Annotated in this window: 18 protein-coding genes; 12 read left to right on the plus strand and 6 right to left on the minus strand. The window is 38.4% G+C overall.

Annotation, left to right across the window (positions count from 1 at the left end):
* Positions 1-1,127: 1,127 nt before the first annotated feature.
* From OIZ54_RS19540 to OIZ54_RS19555, 4 genes are all read left to right on the plus strand, one after another.
* A complete protein-coding gene (locus tag OIZ54_RS19540) occupies positions 1,128-2,129 on the plus strand; it encodes a glycosyltransferase family 2 protein (protein ID WP_248444210.1) in 1,002 nt (333 codons plus the stop codon).
* Positions 2,130-3,568: 1,439 nt separating this feature from the next.
* Entirely contained in the window at positions 3,569-4,312 is a 744-nt protein-coding gene (locus OIZ54_RS19545) for a ferredoxin--NADP reductase (RefSeq protein ID WP_264391097.1), read from the plus strand.
* A gap of 92 nt (positions 4,313-4,404) precedes the next feature.
* Positions 4,405-5,136, plus strand: coding sequence for a nuclear transport factor 2 family protein (locus OIZ54_RS19550; RefSeq protein WP_029773547.1), 732 nt, complete (start codon positions 4,405-4,407; stop codon positions 5,134-5,136).
* 16 nt (positions 5,137-5,152) lie between these two features.
* Positions 5,153-5,473, plus strand: coding sequence for a hypothetical protein (locus OIZ54_RS19555; RefSeq protein ID WP_004589283.1), 321 nt, complete (start codon positions 5,153-5,155; stop codon positions 5,471-5,473).
* A 582-nt stretch (positions 5,474-6,055) separates the two neighbouring features.
* On the opposite strand, the gene OIZ54_RS19560 is transcribed toward OIZ54_RS19555, so the two are convergent.
* Positions 6,056-6,934: a tetratricopeptide repeat protein gene (locus OIZ54_RS19560; protein WP_024032988.1), complete on the minus strand. Its 879-nt coding sequence runs from the start codon at positions 6,932-6,934 to the stop codon at positions 6,056-6,058.
* Positions 6,935-7,592: 658 nt separating this feature from the next.
* Between OIZ54_RS19560 and katG the strand changes: the two genes are divergently transcribed.
* The gene (katG, locus tag OIZ54_RS19565) at positions 7,593-9,773 is read left to right on the plus strand and encodes a catalase/peroxidase HPI (RefSeq protein ID WP_264391098.1); all 2,181 of its coding nucleotides are present in this window, start codon (positions 7,593-7,595) and stop codon (positions 9,771-9,773) included.
* Between the two features lie 1,024 nt (positions 9,774-10,797).
* On the opposite strand, the gene OIZ54_RS19570 is transcribed toward katG, so the two are convergent.
* From OIZ54_RS19570 to OIZ54_RS19585, 4 genes are all read right to left on the minus strand, one after another.
* On the minus strand, positions 10,798-12,399 hold the full coding sequence (locus tag OIZ54_RS19570) for an ABC-F family ATPase (protein WP_128581571.1): 1,602 nt from the start codon (positions 12,397-12,399) through the stop codon (positions 10,798-10,800).
* 186 nt (positions 12,400-12,585) lie between these two features.
* A complete protein-coding gene (locus OIZ54_RS19575) occupies positions 12,586-13,320 on the minus strand; it encodes a substrate-binding periplasmic protein (RefSeq protein WP_264391099.1) in 735 nt (244 codons plus the stop codon).
* 177 nt (positions 13,321-13,497) lie between these two features.
* Entirely contained in the window at positions 13,498-14,250 is a 753-nt protein-coding gene (locus tag OIZ54_RS19580; RefSeq protein ID WP_264391100.1) for a substrate-binding periplasmic protein, read from the minus strand.
* Positions 14,247-14,984, minus strand: a complete 738-nt coding sequence (locus tag OIZ54_RS19585) for a substrate-binding periplasmic protein (RefSeq protein WP_264391101.1) — start codon at positions 14,982-14,984, stop codon at positions 14,247-14,249. Before OIZ54_RS19585 ends, OIZ54_RS19580 begins: the two co-directional genes overlap by 4 nt.
* Positions 14,985-15,268: 284 nt before the next feature.
* Between OIZ54_RS19585 and OIZ54_RS19590 the strand changes: the two genes are divergently transcribed.
* The 6 genes from OIZ54_RS19590 (at position 15,269) to OIZ54_RS19615 (ending at position 23,288) form a co-directional block, all read left to right on the plus strand.
* Positions 15,269-15,868, plus strand: coding sequence for a class I SAM-dependent methyltransferase (locus OIZ54_RS19590; RefSeq protein WP_264391102.1), 600 nt, complete (start codon positions 15,269-15,271; stop codon positions 15,866-15,868).
* Positions 15,865-17,400, plus strand: a complete 1,536-nt coding sequence (locus OIZ54_RS19595; protein ID WP_138686000.1) for a S24 family peptidase — start codon at positions 15,865-15,867, stop codon at positions 17,398-17,400. Before OIZ54_RS19590 ends, OIZ54_RS19595 begins: the two co-directional genes overlap by 4 nt.
* Before the next feature lie 605 nt (positions 17,401-18,005).
* Entirely contained in the window at positions 18,006-20,015 is a 2,010-nt protein-coding gene (locus tag OIZ54_RS19600; protein ID WP_264391103.1) for a DUF262 domain-containing protein, read from the plus strand.
* Positions 20,015-21,166 (plus strand): DUF3696 domain-containing protein, encoded by a 1,152-nt coding sequence (locus tag OIZ54_RS19605; RefSeq protein WP_138686001.1) that lies wholly within the window; start codon positions 20,015-20,017, stop codon positions 21,164-21,166. The genes OIZ54_RS19600 and OIZ54_RS19605 overlap by 1 nt, the downstream gene beginning before the upstream one ends.
* A gap of 3 nt (positions 21,167-21,169) precedes the next feature.
* A complete protein-coding gene (locus OIZ54_RS19610; RefSeq protein WP_138686002.1) occupies positions 21,170-22,075 on the plus strand; it encodes a hypothetical protein in 906 nt (301 codons plus the stop codon).
* A 175-nt stretch (positions 22,076-22,250) separates the two neighbouring features.
* Positions 22,251-23,288 (plus strand): DNA cytosine methyltransferase, encoded by a 1,038-nt coding sequence (locus tag OIZ54_RS19615; protein WP_138686003.1) that lies wholly within the window; start codon positions 22,251-22,253, stop codon positions 23,286-23,288.
* On the opposite strand, the gene OIZ54_RS19620 is transcribed toward OIZ54_RS19615, so the two are convergent.
* Positions 23,271-24,566 carry an MspI family type II restriction endonuclease gene (locus OIZ54_RS19620; protein WP_138686004.1) on the minus strand — a complete coding sequence of 432 codons (1,296 nt, stop codon included), beginning with the start codon at positions 24,564-24,566 and terminating at the stop codon, positions 23,271-23,273. The genes OIZ54_RS19615 and OIZ54_RS19620 overlap by 18 nt on opposite strands.
* 174 nt (positions 24,567-24,740) lie before the next feature.
* On the opposite strand from OIZ54_RS19620, the gene OIZ54_RS19625 reads away from it, so the two are divergent.
* Entirely contained in the window at positions 24,741-25,616 is an 876-nt protein-coding gene (locus OIZ54_RS19625) for a nuclease-related domain-containing protein (protein ID WP_264391104.1), read from the plus strand.
* The last annotated feature ends 57 nt before the right edge of the window (positions 25,617-25,673 follow it).

Below are 25,673 nucleotides of genomic sequence, written 5' to 3' on the forward strand. Positions count from 1 at the left end.
TGTGTGTGCGAATATGAGAAAGCTCATCCATATATGTTTTGGTGTAATAAAAAACCAAGAAGCGTTTAAGCTCCAAGTAAGTTAAGTACGACCTTGAAGCTTAAAATGAGAGATACAAGTCGTTGAGCTTGCTCACGCTAGAAGGGTAGTCCCTCATGGCTTTAGCAAAGGGGCTTACACTAGCGTAAAAGCGTTGCTTTTAAAACGCCAGCAAGCTTTGCGGATATTGGGGAAGGCTCAGCTTAGGTGTTAATGTTGATATTGTAAACGTAGAGCTTGCTCAGAGTTGATTTGCACTACTACCATTTGCCTGAGCATCTTCACTTTTTCAATGATTGCATTGTAAGCATCACAACAAATTTACATCGTATAAGCCCACTAATAGTAAAAAGTATCGCTTCAGGTCTGTCACAGCCATGCCTAACACTCGCTGAAGCGTAACAATAAAACTTTGCAGCTTCTAATATACGTTTGTAGGAGGAAAGAAGAGGGGATACAAGCAACTAAGCTAATAGATACTTATTGACAGTAAGGAATTTGAGCAACCTATAAAAAATTATTCAAGAAGTTCTTTGATAGACCATTTGATTCTAGGTATTATTAATAATCTTTATAAATTTACAAGCAGCAGGGGGCTGTGGGTTAAAATTATACCCCAAATAACCACTAAGCTCATGATGGTGTCCCTTTGTAAGAATGGGAAAATAATTTATAGGTATTTAGTCCCCAAGGTTTTACTATTATGCCGTTAACTGCAATGGATAAATTAGCTAGTAGTTAGTATAGTGAACAATAGCTTTTATTCGTAAGTTTTCAGTTTAGTTGCTTACTTTATTGGGTGGCTGTACCGAAATTAAAGTTAATAAGAATAAATATAAAATAATTTTTATTCTTATTAAGCTAATCATTTTTTACTGATTGCTAGCAATAAATTAAAAACTATCGCTATTTTAGCAATGTTTTATTGCTTCAACGGTTAAAAATTAGTATTATTTTTAATCGTTAAAGGTTTAAATAACAAACTTAATATAAAAATATTAATTAGTTCATACAAAAATAATTAATTTGGCTTTGTGCAAATAATTAAGTGAATTGATTAAATACATGGATGATTTATAGGAATTATTATGCATAGTATAGGGGTCGTAATACCATTTTATCAACGAGATAAAGGAATATTGTTAAAATCTCTCAAGTCTATAATTGAGCAAGAAAGCTTAAGTAAAATAACTTACTATGTTGTTATTGTTGATGATTGTTCTCCTCTTTCACTTTCTGAAGAATTGGCACTCCTGCCTACTTTACCAAAAAATATACATTTAATTAGCCTTTACCATAAAACTAATTCTGGACCAGCTATAGCTAGAAATACAGCATTAAAATATATTCAAACTAAGCTTTGCAATATAGTTGATTATGTTGCATTTTTAGACTCGGATGATCAATGGGGTGTAAGCCATAGCACTTTAGCATTAGAGGCCTTCGACTTAGGTGCTAGCTTTTATTTTGGCAATACAGATCGAGATGGCTTCTATGATTCTAATTGGAATACTGATATTCCTGAAATGGAGCGCGATTTAAGCCACTTTTTAGTAGGCGAGTCTAAATTTTTAATAGATTCACCTGTTATTATCCAGTCAATGTACAATAAATATTTATCGCAAACATCGACAGTTATGTACAGGCTGAGTAAATTTCCAGAGGTATTATTTTGCGACCAACTAAGGTTTGCAGGTGAAGATGAATTAATGTGGCTATTGTTGTGTTCTAATGCTGATAAAGTTGCATACTACCCTTGTGACATCACAAAATGCGGCAAGGGTGTAAATATGTTTTTTTCGAACATAAGCTGGGACCTTGTAGGTTCATGTAACATTATGGGAAGTAAAGCTCTGGCAACAGCGATGATTTTAGAGAATATTCCATTAGATTCAGAGCAAAGAAAAATTTTAAAGAAAACTTTCAACTCTCATTGCTATGTTTATTTTAAATTAATGGTAAAACATATGCTAAAATTTCGTGAGATAGACTTCAAAAATACTCTTCTATTAGTTAAATATTTAGTAAGTAAAGATCTTTCTAGCCTAGGCGAGCATATAAACGTAGAAGTTGAGTTGTCTACAAAATAGTCTTTATAAACTCTATTTATCACTTCTTTTTTTGCTTTTTATATTAATAAAAGTAATTTTAATTTTATTGTTTAAGTGAGTATAAATTAATTTATATAATGTTTATTTGGTTTATATAGTGCTTGTGGTGATTATTTAAGTTTTACACTTTTCAGGAGTTAGAGTTATAATTTCATAGCGTATGGCCCCCTCTCATTCTATAATAACTTCATTCTTATTGTCTTCTCCAAAATCGTATTACGAACAGAACCAAATATTTTAAGTCTTTAAGCGTTTAAATTTTATATTCACTTAATGTTTAATGCATTAGAGAAATGTTAATCCTAATCTATTGTTTATAGTTAAAGCTAAATAAGTTTACAGAAATTTACTCCGTTTAATTAAAGTTTAATAAGAGCTATGTAACCCCTAGGTAAAAGCGTTGCTTTTAAAACGCCAGCAAGCTGTGCGTCTATAGGGCTGCATGTATTTCCTTATTAATTTAACCACATAATGCATTCCGCGCTACACAGAGAAACATGGGAACTGGTTATATTACTTCTTATGGTTTCTCGGTGGTGACATAACCACTTTTAAGACGTGTTTAGAGAATAGGGTTTATCGTGTAGCAGCGAGTTTACCTCGCGTATGGTATTAAATTTTTTCGCGGCATAAAGCCGCTGCTACTCATTGATTACACCACAGAGGACACAGAGGAAACAATGGGGGGCATTTTTCCTGTTCTTTTCCTTCACTCCTCGGTGGTGACATAATCACTTTTAAACAAAAGCAATGCGCGCATTCAAAGCATGAGTTAACCGCGTAGCTGGAGTTCACCTCGCGTTTGGTATTAATTTTTTTCGCGGCATAAAGCCGCTGCTACTCATGAATTCCACTACAAAGTACACAGAGGCGCTTAGCGCTACACAGAAGAAACAATGGGGGGTGGTAACATTTCTCCTTCACTTCTCTGTGGTAACAAAATCACTCATGAACGAAAACAACGCGCGTCTACAAAGCACGAGCTAACCGCGTAGCTGGAGTTCACCTCGCGTTTGGTATTAATTTTTTCGCGGCATAAAGCCGCTGCTACTCATTAATTGCACCGCAGAGGGCACAGAGACACAAAGGAAACAATGGGGGTTGGTAAGTCATTTCTCCTGCTCTTCTCCTTCACTCCTCTGTGGTGAAAAAAATCACTTATGAACGAAAACAACGCGCGTCTGCACAGCATGAGCTAACCGCGTAGCTGGAGTTCACCTCGCGTGGGGTATTAATTTCATCGCGGTATAAAGCCGCTGCTACTCATCTTTTTTAAACAAACCAATGTTACCCAAAGTAAAAGCACTACGTTTAAAAAGTCACTACACCCAGTGTCACTCTTACTAAGTTAATGCTAGTGTATAAATTACAACCATTTATTGTTTTTGTTGTTTAACCGTTAAGCTATGGAGTTGACTATGTCTAACTGGGTAGATGCAACCGTAAAAAAAGTAACATGGTGGAGCGATACACTTTTCAGCCTGGTAGTAAACGCAAGCGTAGAGCCATTTAAAGCAGGGCAGTTTACTAAGCTCTCGATTATGGAGGGCGATAAACGTATTGCTCGGGCATACTCTTATGTAAACGCGCCTAATAACCCCGATTTAGAATTTTACCTTATCAATGTAGAGAGCGGCTTATTATCGCCTAGGTTGGCGCAATTAAAACCAGGCGACACTGTATTAATAGAGCAACGTGCCACAGGCTTTTTTACCTTAGACGAAATACCGCAAAGCGAGCAGTTATGGATGCTAAGTACAGGCACTGCAATAGGGCCGTTTTTATCTATTTTGCAGCAACAAGAGGTATGGCAAAAATACACACAGATTAATTTAGTGCACGGCGTACGTTTTAATACCGATTTAAGCTATCAAAATCTAATACACACCCTAATAAACGCACACCCTACACAACTTAACTACATTCCGGTTGTAAGCCGTGAGGAGCCACAGCAAGGCCTGAAAGGGCGTATAACTACAGCAATTCAAAACGGCGAGCTATTTAGTAAAGCTTCTAAAACCCCAAGCCCGAGTAATTCGCAATTTATGATTTGCGGTAACCCACAAATGGTAAAAGACACCACACAGTTACTTTTAGACAAAAACTTTAAACGAAATCGTCGCAGAGACCCAGGGCACATAACGGTTGAGCAGTATTGGTAAAGTGTATAACAATCATTTAATTGCTACCCGAAAACGCTCAAATTTGTTATGTTGCAGCATTAACAGCGTTATATGTTCATATTAGGAAAGTTATGAAATCGTTATCTATTATTTTTGCCTCGCTTATTGCCACTGTTGCCCTGATCAGTTATGCAGCAGAGCAAACCGAAGAGACTCAAGAAGAGCAAAAAAGTACCGAGCAAGCGTCAAGCTCTACTCAAGCCAGCAATTCACCAACAAAAGCAAAAGATGAAAAGTTAAACACGCTTGAGTACCAAGCCCCAGAGCTTAAAACGCCAACAGTAGATACTACTAAACCTGACGACTCAAAAGTACTGGGTAGCGAAACCCCAAAACCGGTAGAAAAACCAAAAAACAAAGTAGAAAAAGCAGCAGCTGTGGCCGAGGCAGAAAAAGCGGTAACGCAAGCCAAAGAGGCATTAACCGCTAAGCAGCAAGCTAAAGCTAAGCAATCTCGCGAGTCGCTTGCTGTTGTAGAGCAACTAGTAGAAGCCTATAACGCACGTAATATTGAACAATTTATTCGTATGTACGATGAAGATGTAGAGTTTTATATTTTTCCTAATGAGCTATTATTTAAAGGAAAAGAAAAACTAATAGCCCGTTATGGCTTAATGTTTAAAAAATTAAAGTGTATTAATAGCTCGCCAATAAAGCGTATTGTGCACGGCGACATAGTAATAGACCACGAGCTATCAGAAACCTGTTCAACAGACGAAAACGTGGTAGATAAACGCTCTGAGTTAGTATCGAGCTACCAAATAAAAGACGGAAAAATAATCCGCGTATTATTTTTTAGATAATTATAAAAGGCATACTATGCAGTTAGCAGACGACAAAAAAATTCGCTTAATGTACCGCGTTGAGCCAGGGTGTTTAGGGCCGCAGGGCGCAGATCACATAGAAGACTTTTGTCGTTATGCTAACAAGCATATTAAATCACCTTATTACGGGCAATTTTTGTTTTTACCACGTTTTGATAAACAAAAAGATGAGCGTCAATACAGCGTAAAAAACCGCAACCTATCGCGAGTGCAAGCCAAGGCCTATTTAAACCATTTTGAAATTGATATAGATACCTTCGAAGAGCAACTCGACGAACTCCTCACCAAAGCCATCGATTTATACTTTAAACGATAATTATAAACGCCTGAATACAAGTTTTACCCTGTAGCTAATTTTGCCTGTAGACGCCTAGTTTGCTCAGGGAGATGCGTATTTTCTCATTAATTGCCCCACAGAGGGCATTTCGCGCTACACAGAGAAAATAGGCATTGGTGAGTTACTTCTTTGTGGTGAGATAATCATTTTTAAACAAAAGCAGTGCGCGTCTAACACTAAATTCAAATACTGTTTTGTAGGCCGAATTCTTACTTATGTGATCATTTATTAAATCAATTATTCTCTAGCTCTAAAAGCGCAGCGTCTCTTAACCTCTTTGTGAATAATTGGCTTAACTTTTTTTTCACCACAGAGGGCACAGAGGCGCTTCGCGCTACACAGAGAAAACACAGGTATTGGTGATTTATTTCTCCAGTTTTTCTCCTGTTCTCCTCCTTCACTTCTCGGTGGTGACAAAATCACTTTTAAACGAAAGCATGAGCTAACTACGTAGCAGCGAGTTTACCTCGCGTTTTATATTGAATTTTTTTCGCGGCATAAAGCCGCTGCTACTGCTATTGTGGGCTTCGCACTTTACGGTAATAACGCGCCTACAAAACTCTAGCTACCCGCTACTATGGTATTAAAGCTGTCGTTGTCGTGTAGGCTGGCAAATGCACTTTCGTGTAGTAGCTCATTACGTAAGTTTGGCGAGTATTCAAGAGCCATTTTTATATCGGCTAATGCATCGGCATGTTTGTGTGTAAGTGCATACGCACACGCACGCTGCCAGTAGGCATAGCCGTAGTCGCTATCTATATCAATGGCTTGGTTACATAACTCAATGGCTTTAGCTGTTTCGTTTAGCTCTAATAATGCATCGGCTTTATAGGCAATGGCTTCTACATCTTCTGGCTTACGTTTTAAAATTTCGTCAAATATTTCTATTTTGTTTGCAAAGTCGCTTTCTAGGTTTGCGCGCATCCATAACGAGTGCACCTCGTTAGTGACCGATATACGCTCTTGGTTACTGAGTATTTCTTCTGAGCGTACACGCAGTTTTTCTTCAAGAATTTTTAAGCGATCTTCGTACTCGTCAGTGATCACACTGACACGCGTATTTACTATGTCTTCTACTTTATTTTTAACATCGCGCAGCGAGTTCCAGCCTACTAAAACCAAAATAGAGGCCGTAGCAGTAATAATAAAAAACACGTTATTAATAGTGTCGGTGGTGTAAATAAGCGCTCTGTCTGCGGTATCTAACTGGGCGTGTGTAACTTGTTTTGTTACATCTTCGCGTAATTGTTGTTGGTCTTGGCGAACGGCTTTTAACTCATCAAGAATATAGCGTTCTAAAAGCGGTTTATACATGGGCTCATTTAATTGCGCTAACGCTTGTTGCTGTTGCTCTTCTGTTGGTGCAGCAGATTCTTGGGCATTAACAGTATTTAAAAGCGAAACAAAACAAACAAATAGAATAGTTATATAAAAACGCATGGGTACGCCTAGTTAATTATTAGTGACTAATCGCACTTTAACATGCAAGGCTTATTGGCACTAGGGCGTGTTGGCTTTGAACATTAAACAACTTAACAAAATCATACAACTGTTCACACAGCCTTAAAGGATTCTAAATTTTAGGCAAAAAAAAGCCAGCCCAATGTGGGCTGGCAAAACTGCTTAAAACAACAATAAATTGTCGCAGGGAAATAACAGGAGTGAGTGGTCATAATAATCAAGTTAATCTGAACATTTACTTAATTATTCAAAATAGATTTCAATAAGTTATAAAGTAAAGGTGCATTGGGCTTAGTAATGCACCTTTATAAACAACTTTAATTTCATGGTGAAGGGGGGTATTCCAATGTGCGCTTAATTAAAAGCCACTTTCAAACCCTTCACATACTATTACGCGTTATCTATTTAATCCGATCACACTAATTGTGGTGTTTAAACTGTATTCATTAAACCAATGGTTTCAATCGATTTAATTCAAGTTAATACGCTGGCGAATGTAATATTAGGAGTCTATATTGTTTGAGCAGTAAATAAAAATTATGCGCAAAATTAATAAACCTTAGCGTGCTACTTTAAATGTAAGCGCTGGGGCTTGAGTAAAATAGCTAAACTCTTCATTTAAAGTAAGGAGCTGAAAATGAGCAGCACTAAAGCGGGTCAATGTCCCGTAATGCACGGTAGTAACTCAGTTATTTCTAAAGTAAACACAGATTGGTGGCCAAATACTCTAAATTTAGACATTCTTCATCAGCACGACACAAAATCAAACCCCTACGGCACAGACTTCGACTACGCCGAAGCATTCAAATCTCTCGATTTAGACGCAGTAAAAGCAGACCTAAAAACCTTTATGACCGATAGCCAAGATTGGTGGCCAGCCGATTGGGGTCATTACGGCGGCTTAATGATCCGCATGGCATGGCACTCTGCAGGTACGTACCGATTATCAGACGGCCGTGGTGGCGCAAGCACCGGCAACCAGCGTTTTTCGCCGCTAAATTCGTGGCCAGACAACGCAAGCCTAGACAAAGCGCGCCGCCTATTGTGGCCAATCAAGAAAAAATACGGTAACAAACTATCGTGGGCCGACCTGTTTATTTTAGCCGGTAACATGGCATACGAATCAATGGGCCTAAAAATTTATGGCTTTGCGGGCGGCCGTGAAGACATTTGGCATCCAGAAAAAGACATTTACTGGGGCGCAGAAAAAGAATGGCTAGCACCGAGTGATGAGCGTTACGACAACGTAGAAAAACCCGACACCATGGAAAACCCATTGGCTGCGGTACAAATGGGCTTAATTTACGTAAACCCAGAAGGCGTTAATGGTATACCCGATCCGCAAAAAACCGCGCAGCACGTACGTGAAACATTTGCTCGCATGGCAATGAACGACGAAGAAACCGCAGCGCTTACTGTAGGCGGTCACACGGTAGGTAAAACCCACGGTAACGGTAAAGCTGAGCACTTAGGCCCAGAGCCAGAAGCGGCCGACGTACACGAGCAAGGCCTAGGCTGGAACAGCACTAAAGAAGGCGGCTTTGGTCGCAATACCGTAACGTCGGGTCTAGAAGGCGCGTGGACTACCCACCCAACAAAATGGGATAACGGCTACTGTCACTTACTATTAAATTACGAGTGGGAGCTAACTAAAAGCCCAGCAGGCGCGCACCAATGGGAGCCTGTAGACATTAAAGAAGAAGATAAGCCGGTAGATGTAGAAGACCCTTCAATTCGTTTAAACCCAATGATGACCGACGCCGATATGGCCATGAAGGTAGACCCAATCTACCGTAAAATTATTGAACGTTTTAACAACGACTTTGAGTATTTTTCTGATGTGTTTGCCCGCGCGTGGTTTAAACTTACGCACCGCGACTTAGGTCCTAAAGCGTGTTACTTAGGTAAAGATGTACCAAGCGAAGACCTAATTTGGCAAGACCCAATTCCAGCGGTTGACTACACCCTATCTGATGATGAAATTAGCGAGCTAAAAGCACAAATTCTTGATTGTGGCGTAAGCGCAACTGATTTAATTACTACAGCGTGGGATAGCGCACGTACGTACCGTGGCTCAGACCGCCGTGGTGGTGCAAATGGCGCGCGTATTCGCTTAGCTCCGCAAAAAGATTGGCAAGGTAATGAGCCAGAGCGCCTAGCAAGCGTACTTAGCGCCCTTGAAAAATTTAAAGCAGGTTTAGCTAAGCCTATCAGTATTGCCGATTTAATAGTATTAGGTGGCACAGCTGCTGTAGAGCAAGCTGCAAAACAAGCTGGTGTTAATGTAACAGTACCGTTTGCGCCAGGGCGCGGCGATGCAACCGACGAAATGACCGATGCCGAGTCGTTCGAACCGTTAGAGCCAGTACACGACGGCTTTAGAAACTACCTTAAAGGCGACTTTAGCGTATCGCCAGAAGAGCTACTTTTAGAGCGTAGCCAGTTAATGGGCCTAACAGCACCAGAAATGACCGTACTGTTTGGCGGAATGCGCGTGTTAGGCACAAACTACGCAGGCAGCAAACACGGCGTATTTACCGACAACGTAGGTGCGCTTTCTACCGACTTTTTTGTAAACTTAACCGACATGGCCAATAACTGGAAACCGTCTGAGCCAGGTGTTTACAACATTGTTGAACGTAAAACAGGCACCATAAAATGGACCGCAACACGTATAGATTTAGTGTTTGGTTCAAACTCTATATTACGTGCACTAAGCGAATTTTACGCACAAGACGACAACAACGAACGTTTTGTAAATGATTTCGTAAATGCATGGGTAAAAGTAATGAACGCCGACAGATTTGATCTTAAATAAATCAAAATTATAGGCACAAAGGGGAGCAAAATAGCTCCCCTTTTTTATTGTCTAAATTTTAGTTCGTGGCCTGTAGGCACAGAGCTTGTTCAGGGTTGATGTAAAGCTTTTCATTAATTGTAAATTAAATACCACCACCGAGGACATAAATGATAAATGCGCTTTGCGCTACATAGAGAAAACACGGTGATTGGTGAGCCATTTCTTCTGCTCTTCTTCTGCTCTTCTCGGTGGCGACATAATCACTTTTAAACAAAAACAATACGCACCTAAAAACTATGAACTAACCACGTAGCAGAGCTTACCTCGCGTTTGGTATTAAATGTTTTCGCGGCATAAAGCCGCTGCTACTCATTAATTCAACCACAGACGGGGATTGGTTAATCACTTCTTCTGTTCTTCTCGGTGGTTAATTTGGCTTGTAAGCGCGAAGCTTGTTCATACGAAAGGCAAAGTATCTCATTATTCAAACGATGTATTGCACAAATAGAAAAAAATGAGGAGAAAATGAGGAGTGAAAGTTGTAAGCGCGAAGCTTGCTCGCGCAAGTTGCTAGTTGCTTCTCTAAAGCGAAGCGCCTCTACATCTTTTTGTGATTGTATTGGTATAATATTTACGCGCTATCGCTCGTTACGCCAACAAGCTGCGGGTCTACAAGGTTAGGTATAGCTCCGGTGTTAATGTTAACATTGTGGGCACCAAGCTTGTTCAGGGTTGATGTGCTGCTTTTCATTAATTGTAAGTTAAATACCACCACCGAGGACACAAATGCGCTTCGCGCTACACAGGGAAAACACGGGGATTGGTTAATCGCTTCTTCTGCTCTTCTTCACTTCTCTGTGGCGACATAATCACTTTTAAACAAAAACAATGCGCACCCACCTATTCAAACACCCACAAAAAAAGGCGCTAAACAGCACCTTTTTAAAATGGTTTAGGCTCTATTTTTAGTTTTTCAAACCTAAAAGCTTAAGCCTAAAAACTTAAACCTAAAACAGACGCGATATAAAATCGCTGCTACAACTTAAGCGATTTTTTTCTCTTCTATGCTTGCTAGGTATTCGTCAAACGTACCTTGAAAATCAATGACCTGCTTGTCTTTAATATCAATAATACGTGTTGCTAAAGATGATACAAACTCGCGGTCGTGGCTTACAAAAATAAGCGTGCCCGCAAAATCTTTAAGTGCATTATTTAGCGCCTCAATGGCTTCCATATCCATGTGGTTGGTTGGCTCGTCCATTACAAGTACGTTTACGTCTTGCATCATTAGCTTACCAAACAACAAACGGTTTTTTTCACCACCAGAACAGTTACGCGCTTTTTTGTTTGAATCGTCGGCGGTAAACAACAAACGCCCTAACATGCCGCGAACCATTAAATCGTTATGCTTGGCTGTACGCCATTGCGACATCCAATCAAATAACGTTAAATCGTTATCAAAATCTTTTGTGCTGTCTTGCGGGCAGTAGCCAAAGCTAGCGTTTTCTGACCACTTAATTTCGCCTTCATTACTTTTAAGCTCGTTTACTAAACAGCGTAAAAAGGTGGTTTTACCCACACCGTTTTCGCCAATAACCGCAAGCTTCGCGCCAGCTTCTAGTAAAAAGTCGCCGCCGCTAAATAATGTTTCTCCATCAAAACCGTGGCCAAGTTTATTAACTTCAAGCGCTTGGCGGTACATTTTTTTGCCTTCGTCAAAACTTAACGATGGGCTCATACGGCTTGACGCTTTAACTTCATCAAGCTTAATTTTATCCATTTTTTTAGCACGCGAACTGGCTTGTTTAGCTTTAGACGCGTTAGCACCAAAACGGTTAACAAAGTCTTGAAGCTCGTCTATCTCAGCGCTTTTTTTAGCGTTTTCGGCTAATAATTGCTCTCGCTGTAAGCCTGCCGCTTCTAAAAACTTCTCGTAGTTACCTGGGTAAATACGCAGCTCACCGTAATCAATGTCGGCCATGTGAGTACATACCGAATTTAAAAAGTGGCGGTCATGCGAAATAATGATCATGGTGCATTTACGTTTATTAAGCTCATTAGCTAACCACGTAATGGTATGAATATCCAAGTTATTGGTTGGCTCATCAAGTAGCAGTATGTCTGGGTTTGCAAACAGCGCCTGCGCTAAAAGCACACGTAATTTCCAACCTGGGGCAACGTTTGCCATTAACCCATAATGAAACTCTTTATCTATACCCGCTTCTAATAGTATTTCTTCCGCGCGGCTTTCGGCTGTGTAACCGTCCATTTCGGCAAAAACGCTTTCAAGGTCGGCCACTTTCATGCCGTCTTCTTCGCTCATTTCGGGTAATGAGTAAATACGGTCGCGCTCTTGCTTTACTTTCCAAAGCTCTACGTCGCCCATAATTACGGCATCTACAACACTGTATTGTTCAAACGCAAACTGGTCTTGGCTTAGGTTACCTACTTTAAGCCCTGGCGTAATCGACACATTACCCGCACTTGGCACAAGCGCTCCGCTTAAAATTTTCATGAAGGTCGACTTACCACAGCCGTTAGCGCCAATTAAACCGTAACGGTTACCGTTACCAAATTTAGCTGAAATGTTTTCAAACAACGGCTCTGCGCCAAACTGCATCGTAATATTTGCGGTGGAGATCAAAAAGTTAGTCCTAGAATGAGTACTGACAGGGGCCAACTGCAGCAAAACGCCACAAACAAGACCAAGCAATAGGGTAAATTAGCTGGCGAATTATACAGATCCCCCCATGGTAATGAAAGGTAAAAGATACATACCTAAAATGGCAGCACGTTGGGTTATGAATCTATATAAGTGTAAAGCCGCGGGTTAATAGGGTTTGTAAATACGCTCTATGGCCGCTTTATTATTTTTAATAAGGCGATTAATTACAGCTACTTCGTCAAGCGTGACCGACTGTTTACTCATCATAAAATGTACGCCATTAACATTAATAGCTGGCGCCGTTTTTACCGGCAAAATGGTGTTGTAGCGCTTAGCAAAATATTTTGCGACAACAGAGTCGTCAATCACGTAGTCAACTCGCTTTTTGTTAAGCATACCAAAGCGCGTATTTGCATCCGCGGTAAGTACTATTTGGTTGGGGTAGTGTTTTCTTATTTTTTCAAACTCAGCGCCAAAAAAGCTGCCTCTGTTAACGCCAACAATAAAGCCACGTTCAAAAAGTGCCGCCAAATTAATTACATCTTTGGCGTTTTCATGCTTATAAAGCAGCATAACTTCATCGCGATACACATCAGTAAAATAAGAGTACTCGGCGCGCTCTTTTGTATAACTTGCTGCAAAGGTAATATCAATATGGCCTGTTTTTAGCTCTTGCTGAACCCGCGATAAGCTCGGAAAATAAACCCACTCAATACAAAAAGGCGAATTTTTAAAAACAGCGTTAACCGTATCTACCTCTGCGCCTACAAAGGCATTGCCTTGTTTAATTAAATAGGGCGCCCAGTTGGTTTCGTTGGTGCCCATTTTTAGCGTTTTAGTACATGCCAGCACATTAAATTGCGCAACCAAAACTATAAACGCTAACAGAAACATTTTCATAAAACGTCCTTTTATACCAATCCGCATAATTAAGTGATCTATTTTGAGGATGGATAAACGTGTTGATAGCAAGGCAAAAAATTCGCTATTTAGTTGTTCTAAATGAGAATTTTTTAACGCAGATAGCGACACATTTAGCCCCTGAAAATGATTAAGTATTAATGTGGGTTGGTATTATTACTTAAATAACGCCTTAAGCGCCGCTTTATTTTTTACAATATGCGCATTAATAGTGTTAACTTCTTCTAAAGTAATCGTTTTTTTGCTCATCATAAAATGCACATTATTTACGTTAATAGGCGCTACTTGCTCAACGGGTAAAATAGCCGTGTATTTTTTAGCAAAATGGTGCGCCACTAACGAATCGTCTACTACAAAATCTACCCGCTTTTTATTTAATAAAGCAAAGCGTTTATCGGCATCGCTGGTAAGTACTATTTGCTTGCTATATTTATCGCTTAACGCTTTAAACGTGTGCCCTAAAAAGCTGCCGCGATTAACGCCGGCTGTTAAGCCCTTTTTAAATAACTGCTCTAACGAACTAATACTTGCTGAGCCAGCATGTTTATACAACAACATTACTTCTTCGCGATAAGGCAAACTAAAGTGGGCGTAAGCTTGGCGCTCACGGGTTTTACTTGCTGCAAACATTAAATCTACACGGCCGTGTTTTAGCTCTTCTAAGGCGCGTAAGGAGTTAGGTAATAACGTAAAATTTATACAAAAAGGGGAGTCTTTAAAAATGGTTTTAATTATATCTATTTCAACCCCCGTTAACGTATTGTTTTTTAGTACCACATACGGCGGCCAGTAGCGCTCGTTGGTGCCTACATTAATGGTTTTATCGCATGCTTGGGCTTTAGCGCTAAATAACCCCAAACACGTTACCCACATCAATAAAAACACACGCGTACAGCTTAAAACATTCATTCAAACAGCGCCTTAAGTGCCGCTTTATTTTTAGCTATATGCGCGTTAATAATTTTAACCTCATCAGGCGTAACTGTTCTTTTGCTCAGCATTAAGTGTATTTGGTCTTTATTAATAGCGGGTATAGTTGGCGCTTTCATTAAGCTGTTACCACGCTTACTTAAATAATTGCCTACTAGCTCGTCTTCTATTGCGTAATCTATACGCTGCTTATTAAGCATTTCAAAGCGCTTACTGGTTGCGCTGGTGTATTCTATTTGTTTTTTATGGCTTTTTTTATACTGCTCAAACTCTTCGCCATAATAACTACCAAAGTTAGCGCCTATGGTTAAACCTTGGTTAAAAATATCAGCTAAGTTTTTAACCTTGTGTTGATTGTTTTTGTTTTCGTATAAACGCATTACCTCAGTGCGGTAGGACTTTGTATAGTGAACGTATTTAGCCCGCTCATTGGTGTAACTTGCCGCCCAGCCTATGTCTATTCGGCCATGGCGCAGCTCGGTAAAAGCCCGTTTAGAATTAGGCAGCATTTTTATTTTAAAACAAAAAGGCGAGTCTTTAAAAATTATATTTAATGCATCTACCTCTTTACCCTGTAACTGGCCGCTAATGCCCATTACATACGGCGGCCAAAAAGCATCATGCGAGGCAACGCTAAGCGTTCTTTCGCAGGCAAACACACCCCAAGAGGTACTAAACAACACACACAATAATAAGGTTATTAATTTATTCATTAAGTCTCTGAGGTAAGCTTTTTTGTACGTTATTAAAACAGTATAACCTAGCAAAATAATATAATGGTGAAGGAATCATTAAAGTTGTAAAAAAATGTATCTAAAAAGGAGAGGGTTAAGGTTTTAAGGAGATAATTATTGCTAAATTCAATACAAACAGCGTATTAAGCTAAAAAAACCTACTTATAAGTTCTTTAATTTATCGGCTTGTTCCTGTAGATTAAACAAGTATGAATGCAGCATTAACGTTGCAAACTCGCAAAAGCCAAGGAGCGGTATAAGCAGTGCCCAATACCACACTAAATTATTATAACCAACATGCACAAACCTTTAGCGACTCAACGCTTAATGTTGATATGTCGGCGCTTTACCGTGAGTTTTTACCTTATGTTGTCCAAAATGGCCATGTGCTAGATGCAGGTTGTGGCTCAGCTCGCGATGCTGCCTATTTTAAAGGCCAAGGTTTTAATGTGTCGGCTTTTGATGCAAGCCCAGCGCTTGCTGCGCTTGCAAGCAGTTACTTACAACAACTGGTCGAGGTTAAAACCTTTCATGAGCTTGAGTGTGTTAATAAATACGATGGCATTTGGTGCTGCGCTAGTTTGTTACATGTGCCAAAGGCCGAGCTTCCTCAAGTATTTTTAAACCTGCAAAATGCACTCAAACCCAATGGCGTTTTATATGTATCGTTTAAATATGGCACGCAAGAGCGTGTACATAATGGCCGTGAGTTCACCGATTTAACCGAGCAGTTATTAAGTAATTTGCTAAATCAACACACGCAATTAAGAATAATTAAGCACTGGCAAAGTGTTGATCAGCGTCCAGGGCGCGAAAGCGAAGTATGGCTAAATGCCATAATAAAGGCTGCTCCCATTTTATGATTAGCGCAATGCAGCAACAGCTCGACTTTATAGCGTACATACAACGCATGCTGGTTGAGGGCGATTTTAGCGCTACCTACAAGTTTGCACTTTTACACGCTATTGCCGATGTATGCGTAGAGCAACCGCTGTTATCTGAGCAAAGTGAATTAGTAATAGAGCTACCAACCCTTGCCGATAAACTCATTACCTTATACTGGCATCATGCAATGCCGTTTTCGTCAGAGCACACCGGCGAAAGCGCCTTACTTAAGCAAAATACAGGCGCGCAATCAAAAGTAATTAGCGTATTGTTTGAATGCCAGCAAAACAATATACGTAACTTTCGCCAGCTTAAGCAAAGCCCGTTTTATAAGCCCACGTTTAATGCTGCTATGGCAACACTAAAATCAGGGCCGCTTTGGCGCTTACAAATTCTCGCCAAACAAGAAGAATGCTTTTTATACCCACATACAAACAGCACTCAATTTATTACGTTAAATGCAGGTATAGCTAGCTGCTTTAGGCGCTTTTATGACCTAGTTGTATACTTGGCTAAAAATGCATGGCTTCAAAAAATTCAAAGTATAAAGCACAACCAAGCCCTTATTGGCCCGCAAAGTCAGCTGCAAGAGTTTTTATTTGGGGTAGACCGTAATGCACTTACCAAGGCAAAGCCTGTTTTAGTAGAGCTGCAATCAAACACCTGTTTTTATTGCCAAAAGCCAATGAAAAACGATGTTGAGGTTGATCACTTTATACCGTTTGCCCGCTATGCAAACGATCTTGGCCATAATTTTGTGGCCGCGCACCGCAAATGTAATAACAACAAACGCGACTTTTTAGCCGCACAGCAGCACCGTGAACGCTGGCAAAACCAAAATTTGGTCGTTAATAGCCAAACTATTAGTAATGAGCTAAGTGCCTATTTTCATTGCGATGCCGATAAATCTCTCGCTGTAAGCAATTGGGCTTACCAAGTAGCGCAAGCAAACAGCGCTAAATTATGGATTGCCAATAAAGACTATTTCGAACAAGCAAAACCAACTGCAGAATTGTTTACGTTTCCAAATGCACCACAGCCTGAGCTAAATCAAGTTGCTGAACCTGCCATTAGTTTAAAATCAGTTGATGAAGCATTAAAGCTACCGTACTTCCCTAATATTAAAGTTGCCTGTGGGCATTTTAAAACTGGCGATAGCAGCGATGTTGAATATTTAGACGCGCCACTTGGCGCGGGCAAGCTTGACCCAAACGTACACTTTTTAGCACGTGCTTCGGGTAACTCTATGAATGGCGGTAAACACCCAATACTTGATGGCGACTTATTGTTACTTGAGCTTATAACTTCCGATAGAGCCGGATCACTTCGCGGCCAAATAGTCGCGATAGAGCGAGACGATATAAGCGGAGACGGGCAGTATTTACTGCGCAAAGTTAATAAATTACCAAACGGGCAATATGAGCTAATCGCTCAAAACCCTGATTACGAGGTAATGATTGCAGATGAAAGCATGCGAACGTTCGCACGCTTTAAACAAGTGGTTTTGTAGTCGCGATTTTATATCGCGTTTTAACGTGTAGATACAAGACGCGCAGCTTGCTGGCGTTAAAAGCGAAGCTTTCAAAATAGGTTTTTTACGTGAGAGCTTTAGGGATTTAATAACCTCTATTCGAGGTTTATGCCAGATTGCTGGCGGCAACCAAAGGGTGAATACCGCCGTCCACCCTTTGGAATCCCACGGCGCGCCCGAGGATCACACTGTGTCCTCAAGTTAAAAATTGATGTGAACGTAAGCGCCGTGTATTTGCCATCCATGGCGAAGTCACGGCTTAACTTGCATCCATGCAAGTAATTACTCATCAATTTATAACTTTCGGGTGTGATCACGGGGGGTAGGAGTGTGTTGGTAGATTGGTGTTTATGAATGAGGGCGGGAATTTACCTCGCGTTTTAACTTGTAGACGCGTAGCTTGCTGGCGTGGAAAGTGAAGCTTTTTAGGAGTGAAATTTTAAGTGATTTATGCGGCAAGTGCTGAACTGTACAATTAAAGGATTAAATTATAGGTAAATAGATCTAGTTAGTTAATTCACTAAATAAGGGTATAGCTCTCAAATGTTATTTTGAATTTTGGTTTTATCTTTAGGTGGGGTCCAATGTCCATGTTTCCATATAGCATATATAAATCATGCTGTGCTAAACTTATTGATACCAAAAGTAATTATAAAGGCCAAGGGATGTTCTTTAAAGATATCTTAAGCGATATGGAAAAATTAATTGATAAAGAGCTATGTTCAATTAATCCAAAAACTCCTTCTATATATTTAACATCTATAGACAAAAATCTTGGTAAATATTTTGTTTCAAATAGCCCAAATTCTAAAGGAACAGCTCGTTCCTTTAGAGAGTTAGAAGACATATGGAGTGAGCTTACAATTAAGGGATTTAGTAATGTTGATCAAGCCCTATATGGCGGCGGCAGTAGTCGTAATCAACCTGAAACTATTTTCGCGCATTTACCATACATCCAACACTTTAAATATAAAAATAGGAAGCACCTTTTACTTCGCAATGAGCCAGTTAGCGAAATAGGTAACCTGTCAGAACTTCCTACCTCAGAACTTAGAATAATTAGAAAAAAAATAGATAACTATACTAGTCTTTCAAATCAAAAAATTTCTGATTCCCAAATTAGTATATTCAATACGCTAAAGAGCTCTTTTGACGCAATTGTTAAAAAATACCCCGGAGATGTTCAAATAGAAGTTGTTGCAAGCTCACTCAACAAGCTTATGGAGCTTAATCAAGAAGTCATCAACTCTATTGTTACACTTGATGGTAGTATAGCTCAACGTGCAGGCAATGATGAAGACGAAGTTGAAAATCAAACTGGTAAATCAATTGGTGATTTACTTGATGATGAGACTATAACGGGTATTGAAAATTCAAGTGATTCAAGCGATTCAAGTGAAGATGGTAACAGATCAGTTAGTACAGGTAGAACGAAGATAAGGCAACTTACGCCTGTAGTTTCACTTATTTATGATCGATTAAGTTTTGGAGAAATTGAATTACAGCCAGACTTTCAAAGAAAAGATAGAGTGTGGCCTAGATTGAGAAAATCAAAGTTAATTGAATCTATTCTGATGGGTTTGCCATTGCCTGTTTTTTATTTTGCAGAAAAACCTGATGGTGATTGGATTATCGTAGATGGCCTTCAAAGAATCACTACTATTTATGATTACATGCGCGGTGAGTTTCCACTCGAAGGGTTAGAAGTTCTAAATGAATTTAATGAGAAAGTGTTTAGTGAATTGGAAAGAGCCCAGCAGAGGAAAATTAGAGAATACCCTTTAACAGCCCACTTAATTGATATGGCATCAGATAAAGACAACATTATTGTTGAGCTTTTTCATAGGATTAATACATATGGTGTTAAACTTAGTGACCAGGAGATTCGCTCTGCGTTAAACCAAGGAAGTAGCGTCAAATTTTTACGTTTCTTAGCTGCAAGTCCTGAATTTAGATTAGCTACTCAGGACAAAGTCAAATCAGACAGGCAAAAAGATATGGAGTTATGTTTATCTGCGATTTCTTTTATGTTGCAAGGTTATAAGAAATTTCAAAACCAATATAACAGCTTCTTATCTAAATCTATGGACTTGATGAACACATACAAATTAAGCCTAGAAAACTCAGAAGCAATTGATAATGGTGAAGCTATTATTAAGCCAGATAGTCGAGCCTACCTTGAAATAGCAAAAAAGTTCTTAACTGGCCTAGAAATAGCTAGAGCGGTTTTTGGTGAGTATGCCTTCAAGAAAACTCCCGAAAAAGCCCGTAAGATACCGATTAGCAAACCACTATTTGAATTAATTATCACTTATTTCTCCCAGCTAGATCTTCATCAAAAAGCTCAAGTTATTCAATCAGGTGGAGATTTAATAGATATACTTTATGAAGCAATCGCAAATGACTCAACAGACTTTGCTGAATGGGAGTCAGACATCTATAAAAAAGAAGGTCGTGGTTTTCTTTATTCTATTAGCACTTCTACTGGGAAAAGTGTCACTGTTAGATATCGGTTTGCTGCATTTAGAGAAATGTTGAAGCAAAGTACAGGATTGGATATTGAGTTAATGCCACTTTATAAGGAAATAAACTAATGATTAACACAATAAAGCTCCATAATTTCAAGTGTTATCAATCAAGAACTTTTACTCTTACTCCACTAACAGTCTTTTGTGGCTCAAACTCAGTGGGGAAAAGTACTGCGATTCAAGCATTGTCAATACCTCTACAATCACGGTTCTCTAAAGAGGTTACGCTAAATGGTAGTTTAACTGAAGTTGGTTTTATTAAAGATATACAAAATAAATTCGCTGAAGATGAAAAATTATCTATCGAATTAGTTATTGATGGAGTTCTAAAATGTTGGGGATATGAAGATCGAGGTACTCAAGAAAATTTGGCTAATGATCGTTTACGAAGAATGTCAGATAGTTGTACAGACTCTTCAGAATCATACAATGAATTATTGGAAAACTTTCAGTATTTACAAGCTGAACGTTTTGGTCCTAAAAGTAATTTTGATATCACTGAGTCTAATCGCTTTCACAAGGATTGGTTGGGTGCAAAAGGAGAATTTACAGCTGAGTTCTTATCCCAAACACTCAGCTCAAGGCGTCTATTTGTAGGTTCTGTAACCAGTTCTCAAGATTGTATATCAGATCCTCGGATACATCATGATGAGCCCAAGTTAGCTTTGCATAATCAAATCGATGCATGGATGAGTGAGATAAGTCCCGGCATTTCTGTAACTTCAAGGTTATTTGAAGAAGCTTCAACAGTGGTTAATGTTTTTGGTCAAAATGGACACGATTCACTTAAACCACAAAATGTTGGCTTTGGTATAAGCTATGCGTTATCAATTGTTACTGCATTGCTTTACACAAAGAAAGGAGGCGTTGTGATAATAGAAAACCCTGAGGCTCATTTACACCCCAAAGGTCAAAGTTATTTAGGGCGATTAATTGCACTAACAGCAAGGGCTGGTGTGCAAGTTATAATCGAAACACATAGTGATCACCTTTTAAATGGAATTAGAGTAATCACCAAAACAGATACAGAGTTCGACCCTTCGATCTTCTCTCTATATTATATTTCACAAGGTAAACTTGAAAGTAAAGTAGAACTCATTTTAATCAGTAAGGATGGGAAGCTATCTGCCTGGCCTGAAGGCTTTTTCGATCAGCAAGCACAAGATTTATTTACTATTATGACTGGTAAAAGTGAATTACCAAATAAAGGAAGTTGATTCATGAAAGCGGGCGTTTGTTTTACACCAGAAAGCTTTGACTTTAATTTACCAGAAAATGATGTAGTTTATTCCCTTAAAGTTGTATCGAGTTTGATAAACAAGATGGACAAAGGTTTTGTAACTTTTTTTAAGTCTAACGACTTCGATGAGCGTGCAGCCATAGATATTTATAAACAAGTAGACTCTATTGATGCTGGAGCTATTATGAGTTTAATCTATGATCAGCAAATGAGTAAAGCCAGTACGATTTCTAAAAACGAGACTGCGGTAAAGGCTATCGTGGACTCTGAACCTCCATACTATAATGGTTTTTGGCTTTCTTTATATTCTTCTAATATAGACTCAGTGTTGACCAATAAACCAGAACGTACCATAACGACCGAGAAGTGTTTAGTTCATTATTCCTCAGAAGTACTAGTAAAAAATACGCGAAGTCATAAGGACTACGCTAAAGCATTTGTGCAAGTATATAGAAACTTGTTATTTTTAGACAATCCAGGTCATGCTGCTCATAAAACGTTCGATAGTATTAGAAAAATCGAAGGAGGTTATGAGTCATTTATAAAGGGAATAACAGACTGCCTTAATTATATGAACACATATAAAGTCATTCCGTATAATTCTCATTCTAATATACACACCCTTAATGCAGCTTTGCCTTTTTCAGTAACACCAGAAGGGAGTGGTAAAAATAAGAGAAAGCTAAAAGCTCTTAAGAGAGATTTTTATATTAATAATGTTGAATATAAAAACGTAAATTGTGAGTATCATTATAAGCTTGAAAGAGTCGACAACTCTAACGGGAATGGTACTTATTTTTTTAATCGTATTTACTTCGGCTTTTTTAACCGTTTAAACGAAGAGAGCCCTCAAATAGCAATCGCACATATAGGTGATCACTTATAAGTGCGAGTTATGCGTTTCCTGGCTTTTTTAATAACTGCGGCAAATAAATTTCTGTATGGATAAACAGTATTTTTTGTTATTCATTGAGGCTCTTAACGGTAACGTGTATGATTCGGTCTAAATATTTTAGAAGTATCGCCTCCTAATTAACGTTATCTAGTATTGAGATTTTTACATGCAGCAAATTTATACCGATTACAAACCTAAAGACCTTAAGGTCAATCATCTTGAGCTTGCTGTAAAAACACATGTTATAGAACGTGAAAAAAATAAGAATAGCCGATTTAAGTTCATTGATCTGTTTGCTGGAATAGGTGGTATTCGTAAATCTTTAGAGGAAATTGGAGGTGGGTGTGTCTTCTCTTCAGAGATTGACCCTCATGCTCAATATACTTATTACACAAATTATGGCGTAGTGCCTTTTGGTGACATTACAAAAATAGATGTTGAGGATATACCTGACCATGACATTATTTGTGGTGGATTTCCATGTCAGCCATTTAGCTCAATCGGAAAGAGGCAAGGGTTTGAACATCCAACACAAGGGACAATGTTTCACGAAGTTGTAAAAGTTGTAGATGCAAAAAAGCCAAGAGTTGTTTTCCTTGAAAATGTTGCAGGCCTTGTTAACCATGATGAAGGCAATACTTTAAAAGTGATTTTACAAGAGCTTAGTAAGAGAGGTTATGATTGCCATCATACACTCTTGAACGCAAAGGACTTTGGTATACCGCAAAATAGAAAACGTTTCTATCTAGTAGCTTTTCTAGATAAAGTTGATTTTAGTTTTCCTATTCCTCCAATGATCTCTTCTGATATAGGCGATTTTATTGAGGAAGATGTAAGTGGGTATACTATTTCAGAGCATCTTCAAAAATCTTACTTATTTAAAAAAGATGATGGTCGCCCAACAATAGTCGATAAGAACTCAAAGGGGCATATTAAAACATTAGTCTCTTCTTATCATAAGATCCAAAGATTGACAGGAACTTTTGTTAGAGGCGGTGAAACAGGTATTCGCTTATTAAGTGCTAACGAGTGCAAAGCTGTGATGGGGTTTCCCAAAGATTTTGTTTTTCCTGTGTCAAGAACACAAATGTATCGACAAATGGGTAACTCTGTAGTGATTAAAGTTGTTACAGAAATCGCAAAAAGCATTGAGAAATCCCTTTCTCAATTAGAGGAAAAAGAAAGATTAAATCAAAATGGGTAATTTTAATTGTATTCTTTTTCCTCGGTTCTTTGATGGGTAAGTCCAACTAAGCGGTAGCCCATATTTTAAGTTAGTTATATTAGTATTTAACTCAGCAATATATGATTCAAATGTTACCATTTTTATAGTGCCATTTTTATTTATAAGTAAATATTGTGAAATTTGAAGTTTTGGCTCGATTAGATTTTCCGAATCATGGGCACCTGTTAATACCCACTCCATTAGTTTTTGTTTATAAGGAGTAAGTATTTCCTCGAACTCCCTTACGCTGTCATTTTCGTTTAGGTTTTTAATGAAGTCCTTATCGGAGCCACTTTTTTGAAATAAGTTTAGGTAGTAAGCTAGTCTTATATTTTGAGGGTCCAACACTCTAATAAAGTCAGTAGCTTTGTAGTCATGACAAGACACCCTGCTCTGCGTAGTATTTTTAATTGAAATAGTAGCTTCGAAAGCCCCTTTTTGTGTAGTCAATTTTACTACAAGATCAGTTTTAGCATTCCCACCATTTTTTAATTTGGTAATAGTGTTTGAAACCTTTATCTTGATAATTTCATTAGGTGAAATATGGCTATCAGCTAATAAGGTTTTTATCACTAAGTTGAAAATTTTATCTGGGGTGCTGTTGAATAACTTAAAACTCTCTAGAAGCTGAGTATCATTTAGCTTATGTACTATCTCTTTTTCAAATGCATTACCTTTCAGCCCATAATAGCTCCCTAGTTTAGCAGGATTATAATTGGCTATGTTTTCAGCTACTTGATTTTTTTGTAATTCAGTTTCTTTTTGCTCTTTTTCTTTCTCCTCTTCAGTTGCTGTTTTATGATTTTCTAAAAACTCTATGAACTCACTTAAAAGGAGTGTGTGGGTGGCAGGAGTATAAGCTTTTTTATTTTCTAGCAAGCCTTTAAAGGCATTGAATGTTTTGTTCTTTGCTTGATCATCTGGATAAAGCATTATTGAGGCAATTATTTTTTCAGCTATAGCCGAATGTTGTTTTATACCTTCTAGATCATATGCTTGTATTTTGAATCGATCATTTCTAAATGATGTACTGCTATTAATTACGATATATTGATCATCTAATGTTTCAATTAGAAAATTCGCAAGGTATTGTTTTTGATATTGGTAATTTGAATGTGGGAAATTAACACTTTTCTTAAATCGCTTTATTATTCCTTCACATTTTAATTCTCCGAATTTTAATGCTAATTGGTCGGATAGGTCTTGACCTGCTTCTTGCTTTAACCTGTTAGCTTCACTTATTATTTCATTTATCATTTTAGTCCTTAAAAATCAGTATAATAAAATTATTTAGACTAAATGATTTGATTACTTTTAAAAAGAAAAAGTTTCGATTTCAGAAACTTTATATTGGACTTAAAATAGACATAACTAGTGTGACATGTATCCGTTTAAGGTATAACGTAAACATTGTGATTATAGGAACTCCCCATGGATGATTTATTAAACCAAGGTTTAAGCCTTTTAGTTATTGTAGGTAGTGTTTATTCCTTATTAGGCGTTTTGTTTCTCAAAATATGGCTTCATCAAAAAAATGCAAAACTACCTGTAGATCGTAAAAAGCTTAAACGTGTTGCTGCACAAACACTTAGTGAGCAAGTAAATGACAAGATTGTTGATGTAATAGGGCTTATCTTTTTATCTGCTTTAATCGTTATGATGCCTTTTGCCATTAAAGGGATTGCTGAAGTATTTGCCAGCGGCGAGCTAAATTACTTTTTGGTTATTTTAATTGCATTGGGTTTAGTTTATGTAGCAAGAAAGCTTTGGGTTAAATCAAACCTTTTGATAAAGCTTAAACTTGGACGAGATGCGGAGCTTGCCGTTGCCTCGGAGCTTATAGAGTTACAGTCACATGGGTACCAAGTGTTTCATGATATACAAGCAGATGGGTTTAATATTGATCACCTAGTGGTAGGGCCAAATGGTATTTTTGCTATTGAAACAAAGGGCAGGCATAAACGAATAAAAGACGATACAAATTACAAAGTTAAATTTGAGAATAATCATTTAGCATTTCCCTCTTGGTTTGAAAGTAAGCCGCTAGAACAAGCCCAAAAGCAGGCTAATTGGGTGAACAAATGGCTACAAGAGGCAACGGGTTTTAACACTCAAGTTTTCCCTGTTTTGTGCTTTCCTGGTTGGTTTGTCGAATTAAAACAGCGCCCACTCTTTCCAATTGTTTCGCATAAACAAATAGTGAAAACGATTCTTTCGATGCGACAAGTAAATTTAAACCAAGAGCAGCAACGTGCGATTTGTTATCAAGTAGTTCAGCGTTCACTGCATGAAAGTAAAGTAATTTAAAAGCCTAGCTTTTTTAGCGTCAGCAAGCTTAACGCCTACGGTGGGAATAGGTTAAAG

The organism is Pseudoalteromonas sp. A3 (assembly GCF_025942345.1).
Taxonomy (GTDB): domain Bacteria; phylum Pseudomonadota; class Gammaproteobacteria; order Enterobacterales; family Alteromonadaceae; genus Pseudoalteromonas; species Pseudoalteromonas atlantica.

Bases quoted from the DNA above. Each gene is read 5' to 3' on its own strand.
- OIZ54_RS19615 (WP_138686003.1), top strand. From the start codon at position 22,251: ATGCAGCAAATTTATACCGATTACAAACCTAAAGACCTTAAGGTCAAT.
- OIZ54_RS19555 (WP_004589283.1), top strand. From the start codon at position 5,153: ATGCAGTTAGCAGACGACAAAAAAATTCGCTTAATGTACCGCGTTGAG.
- OIZ54_RS19580 (WP_264391100.1), bottom strand. From the start codon at position 14,250: ATGAATGTTTTAAGCTGTACGCGTGTGTTTTTATTGATGTGGGTAACG.
- OIZ54_RS19600 (WP_264391103.1), top strand. From the start codon at position 18,006: ATGTCCATGTTTCCATATAGCATATATAAATCATGCTGTGCTAAACTT.
- OIZ54_RS19560 (WP_024032988.1), bottom strand. From the start codon at position 6,934: ATGCGTTTTTATATAACTATTCTATTTGTTTGTTTTGTTTCGCTTTTA.
- OIZ54_RS19595 (WP_138686000.1), top strand. From the start codon at position 15,865: ATGATTAGCGCAATGCAGCAACAGCTCGACTTTATAGCGTACATACAA.
- OIZ54_RS19575 (WP_264391099.1), bottom strand. From the start codon at position 13,320: ATGAAAATGTTTCTGTTAGCGTTTATAGTTTTGGTTGCGCAATTTAAT.
- OIZ54_RS19625 (WP_264391104.1), top strand. From the start codon at position 24,741: ATGGATGATTTATTAAACCAAGGTTTAAGCCTTTTAGTTATTGTAGGT.
- OIZ54_RS19610 (WP_138686002.1), top strand. From the start codon at position 21,170: ATGAAAGCGGGCGTTTGTTTTACACCAGAAAGCTTTGACTTTAATTTA.
- OIZ54_RS19605 (WP_138686001.1), top strand. From the start codon at position 20,015: ATGATTAACACAATAAAGCTCCATAATTTCAAGTGTTATCAATCAAGA.
- OIZ54_RS19620 (WP_138686004.1), bottom strand. From the start codon at position 24,566: ATGATAAATGAAATAATAAGTGAAGCTAACAGGTTAAAGCAAGAAGCA.
- OIZ54_RS19585 (WP_264391101.1), bottom strand. From the start codon at position 14,984: ATGAATAAATTAATAACCTTATTATTGTGTGTGTTGTTTAGTACCTCT.
- OIZ54_RS19550 (WP_029773547.1), top strand. From the start codon at position 4,405: ATGAAATCGTTATCTATTATTTTTGCCTCGCTTATTGCCACTGTTGCC.
- OIZ54_RS19540 (WP_248444210.1), top strand. From the start codon at position 1,128: ATGCATAGTATAGGGGTCGTAATACCATTTTATCAACGAGATAAAGGA.
- katG (WP_264391098.1), top strand. From the start codon at position 7,593: ATGAGCAGCACTAAAGCGGGTCAATGTCCCGTAATGCACGGTAGTAAC.
- OIZ54_RS19545 (WP_264391097.1), top strand. From the start codon at position 3,569: ATGTCTAACTGGGTAGATGCAACCGTAAAAAAAGTAACATGGTGGAGC.